The following is a 4,060-nucleotide window of genomic DNA, read 5'->3' on the forward strand; positions in this document are numbered from 1 at the left end:
GGTGAACTTAACCCTGGCGAGTTGCTCCTCAGCAGAGCTCGATTCCGTTTCAGTTCAAAACAAATTTCAAATCAAAAAACTATATTTACAAACTGTCGAAAAAGCCGACCACTTTCATTCCTGTAGAGAGTTTTGAACAATTCTGCCTTTTACTTGAAAAAGATGAAGCAACAATAAATACAATTTTAGATAAGAAATCTAAGGAAATTATTGAGCTATTTCCTTTTAAAAGCGACCCATTTGAAAAAGTCATTTTAGATATTTACTCTGATATTAATATTCTTTTCGGTAGCAAAGGGACAGGTAAAACAGATATTTTGGAAGCAATATCTAAACATTATAATAGTAAGGGACATAAAACTTACGTTTATAAATCGAATGATAGTCATTTGAATAATGTTTATGACATTAAAGGAAATTCATTCAATTGTAATGCTTCTGATTTTGGAATTGATGAATGTGTCGATGAAATACGATTTTTGAAAAATGTAACCGAAGATAAAGTAACGACATTAAATAAGTATGTTTTACATTTTTCATTTCAAGAAACAAACAAAATATCCCAAAAGTTAAAAATTAAGAATATCACTCAAGAAGATGACACTCAGTCAGAAAGAATTCTTGATGAAATAACTGAAATCCTTAATAATTTCAAATCCTTTAATGAATATATAGATGAAAATTCAGAAATCAATAAATATGTTGACATTGAATTGATTAACGAACTTAGGAATATTATAGAAAGAATACTAGATCAACTAAAAAATGAAACAGAACGTAACTTTTTAGAAAATAGAAGCATCAAACTACTTAATGGTATTATTTACTGTTTCAATAATGAAAATGCAAAAAAAACAAACCAACCACCTAAGCCGACAAAAACAGGCTTTTTAGAGTATTCAAGAAATCGCATTAAAATAGAACGAGCTTCGAAAAAAATAACTAAACTAATTAATCAGCCAATAAATGCTCTTGAAGAATACGCAGGAAGCCTTGGTGAAAAAGGAGAATTAATTTGTAAGACCAATTTAATTTTTCAAAATGGCTCACTTGCAAATGGGGACTATACGCCTGTAAAAAATGTTTATAAAACACCTCAAAAAGAATTTGCTACATCGATTTACTCAATTTTAAGACATATTCATTCAAATGAATTATTTCTAAAAATTACAGAGTTAAATGAGATAGAACATATAGACTCTATTAACTCACTTAGTGACTTGCTTTTAAAATTCAAACATTTCACTCTCAACGGAACCATTTATAGTCCTTCGAATGGTGAATCATCAATGATTTTATTACATAAAGAGCTAGCGGAAGATAAAGATATTTATATCATTGATGAACCTGAAAAAAGCCTTGGTAACGATTATATTAATGATGTAATAGTTCCCTTAATTAAAGAAAAGGCTTTACTTGCAAGAAAAGTTATTATCGCCACTCATGATGCAAATATTGCAGTAAGGACATTGCCATATAATTCAATCTATCGTCTTCACGACCACGGAAAGGGATTTACTTTAACTGGCAATCCATTTTCTAATTCATTGACTTGTATTTATGGCTCTATGCCTATTCTTGATTGGAAAGAAATTAGTATGAAAACTTTAGAAGGTGGTAAAGACGCCTTTGGTGAAAGAGGTAAAATTTATGGAAACTAAAAAAGCAAAAATTAAAAGAGAAGAACTACATACATATTTAGTTCTTGAAATTGGTGAGAATCCAATCCAAATCACACTGACAGATGATAATCCAAATAATGTAAAGTCAGCGTTCAACTTGATTTTAAAAGAATTAAAAAGAGGATTGTTTGAATTTGAGTTAGAAGATGAAAGCTCAGACTTATACAACAACATATGCATTGAATATTTGAACCAGTTAAACGCTGAAATCAAAACTATTCATGCTGAGTTGGAAGAATATGAATTAACTGTAAAAGAATAAATACTGCTACCAACAGCACCTACCCAAAAGTGGCGGTTCAGTGGTTGAATCAAGCTTTGTGCTTCTATCAAATTTTATGCTTGGTTGACAGTGAAGTGCTTCGAAATAGCCACCTTCGGGTAGCTGCAAAACGTTACCAGCAAGCTTTAGGAAAATCTACTTTAAATGAAAAAACGCGTAACCCTTTCTATAATTTTATCAATTTTAGGTTTTATCATAATCCTGCTTTTCAGTATAAAAGCTTTATACATCGATAAATTCATGGATGCTGATGGCACTTTAGATATGCCAAGCGTAGGTCAAATTGGAGATTTTATTGGAGGTTTTACAGGAACTATTTTCTCAATAGTTGGTATTATTTTATTATTTGAGACATTAGCTTTACAACGTCAAGAATCTAAAGAAGGGAAAGATGTATTTTTAAAGCAACAGTTTGATAATACATTTTTTGAATTACTAAAACTGCATCAAGAAAATCTCAATAGTTTAAAAACTTATGATATCATCGGAAATGAGCTAAAGGGAAGAGACTTTTTTCATCATCAGAAGGTTTATTTACAAGACATATTTGTCCCAACGAAAAACATTTCTATGAATCGAAAAAAAGCTGTAGAAGCTTTTCAAGCAGTTTATGCTAATCATGCCGAAGACTTTTCAATATATTTTAGAACTTTATATCAATTATATTCACTTATCGAAAAATCAAAAATTAAAGGTGTAGATCAAGCTTCGTATTCGAAAATATTACGAGCTCAGCTAAGTGAATCTGAATTATTTTTTATCAGATACAATGCCATGACTGACATTGGGCATCAATCAGCTCATTACATCAACCTTTTCAATATTCTCAAACATTTGTCTCATTTCGAGCTTTTGGAATTTAAAGATTGGTGGGCAAAGCTTAACAATTTTGAAAGAAATGGTTTAGGTGCTGTAATAAAAGAAATAAAATATGTTTTAAAATCCTTTTTAATAGATAAAAACATTAAAGAAGTTGAAAAAAGCTACATGAGTGGAAGGTATACAATAAAATTGAAATCTGATAACCAAAGTGAATTTAGTATTGAAATACATTTAAACAGAGCCAAAGTTTTTACCGGAATACATATTGTTCAAGGGCTTGATAAATTTACTTATGATGAAATTGAAAATTTATTTAAATGTATTGTAAAAGAATTTATAATCTATTCAAATTATAATGAATTCAACAACCGTAGAGAATTGAATTTTAATTTTGATATAGCAGACCCGAACAAAATAATAGTTGGAGTAAAAAATTGGATGTCATTACCAATAAAAATTCATTATTGGTATGAGTAAGCCAGCTGGTAACAGTGGTAACTGTTGCACAACACCATCCCAACACCCCGCTCCGCATAGTCTAAAGTTCACCTCTGCTTTCCTTTGAATAAAATTACTGATTTTAATTACTTTTCAAAGTAAAGGCAAAGCCTCCCGACTTTGAGGCATAAACTCCAAGCCACTGCACCCAAAGCCATAGCCGAATTGTCCAAAGAAAATGAGCTTACAAAAATCTCTACTAACGTTTAGTGAAAAAATGTATATCCGTAATGGATAATGAACGGAACGACTTTTCAGTTTAACATATTCAAAGTATCTAACGTATTTTCATGGTAAATATTTGTAAATAAATTATTTATCATTGTTTTTGAAAATTAGAGAAGATGTAGGGAAGTTCGTCAATTGTCACGATAGCGGAAAGCGTTTTGACGCTCGCATCTTAAACAAAATTTCTAAAAAGCTTGCATCTCGATAACTTTAAAGTTAACTTTGTGCAGTGAATACTGAAAGACATATCATTTTTCACGAACACCATTTCATTGAGTTCTATTTGGAACAAAGCGAAAAAGTGCAAGAAAAAATAGAATATGTTTTTAAGATTATTAGAACCGTTCAAAATGTCCCAAAAAAATTCCTCGATCATATCACGGGAACCGACGGACTTTATGAAATTAGAATTGAATTTGAAAGTAACATGGTAAGTGGCTGGTTTTTTTGAACAGGTTAAAAATAGAGTTAAATTAACCTTTTAAAAGAAAAACAGTATGAAGACATCAAAATTTTCAGAGGAACAGATTATTTCGATCTTAAAGGA

The 4,060-nt window shown here is 30.3% G+C and carries 4 protein-coding genes; all 4 read left to right on the top strand.

What is annotated here, in order from left to right; translation table 11 throughout:
• Positions 1-317: 317 nt before the first annotated feature.
• Positions 318-1,661: a hypothetical protein gene (locus tag Q0064_RS08950; protein ID WP_298147414.1), complete on the top strand. Its 1,344-nt coding sequence runs from the start codon at positions 318-320 to the stop codon at positions 1,659-1,661.
• Positions 1,651-1,944 (top strand): hypothetical protein, encoded by a 294-nt coding sequence (locus Q0064_RS08955; RefSeq protein WP_298147417.1) that lies wholly within the window; start codon positions 1,651-1,653, stop codon positions 1,942-1,944. The genes Q0064_RS08950 and Q0064_RS08955 overlap by 11 nt, the downstream gene beginning before the upstream one ends.
• Before the next feature lie 165 nt (positions 1,945-2,109).
• Positions 2,110-3,264, top strand: coding sequence for a putative phage abortive infection protein (locus Q0064_RS08960; RefSeq protein ID WP_298147421.1), 1,155 nt, complete (start codon positions 2,110-2,112; stop codon positions 3,262-3,264).
• Positions 3,265-3,742: 478 nt separating this feature from the next.
• On the top strand, positions 3,743-3,964 hold the full coding sequence (locus Q0064_RS08965; RefSeq protein ID WP_298147425.1) for a hypothetical protein: 222 nt from the start codon (positions 3,743-3,745) through the stop codon (positions 3,962-3,964).
• The last annotated feature ends 96 nt before the right edge of the window (positions 3,965-4,060 follow it).

The sequence above is a fragment of the Flavobacterium sp. genome, from assembly GCF_027490375.1.
Lineage (GTDB): Bacteria > Bacteroidota > Bacteroidia > Flavobacteriales > Flavobacteriaceae > Flavobacterium.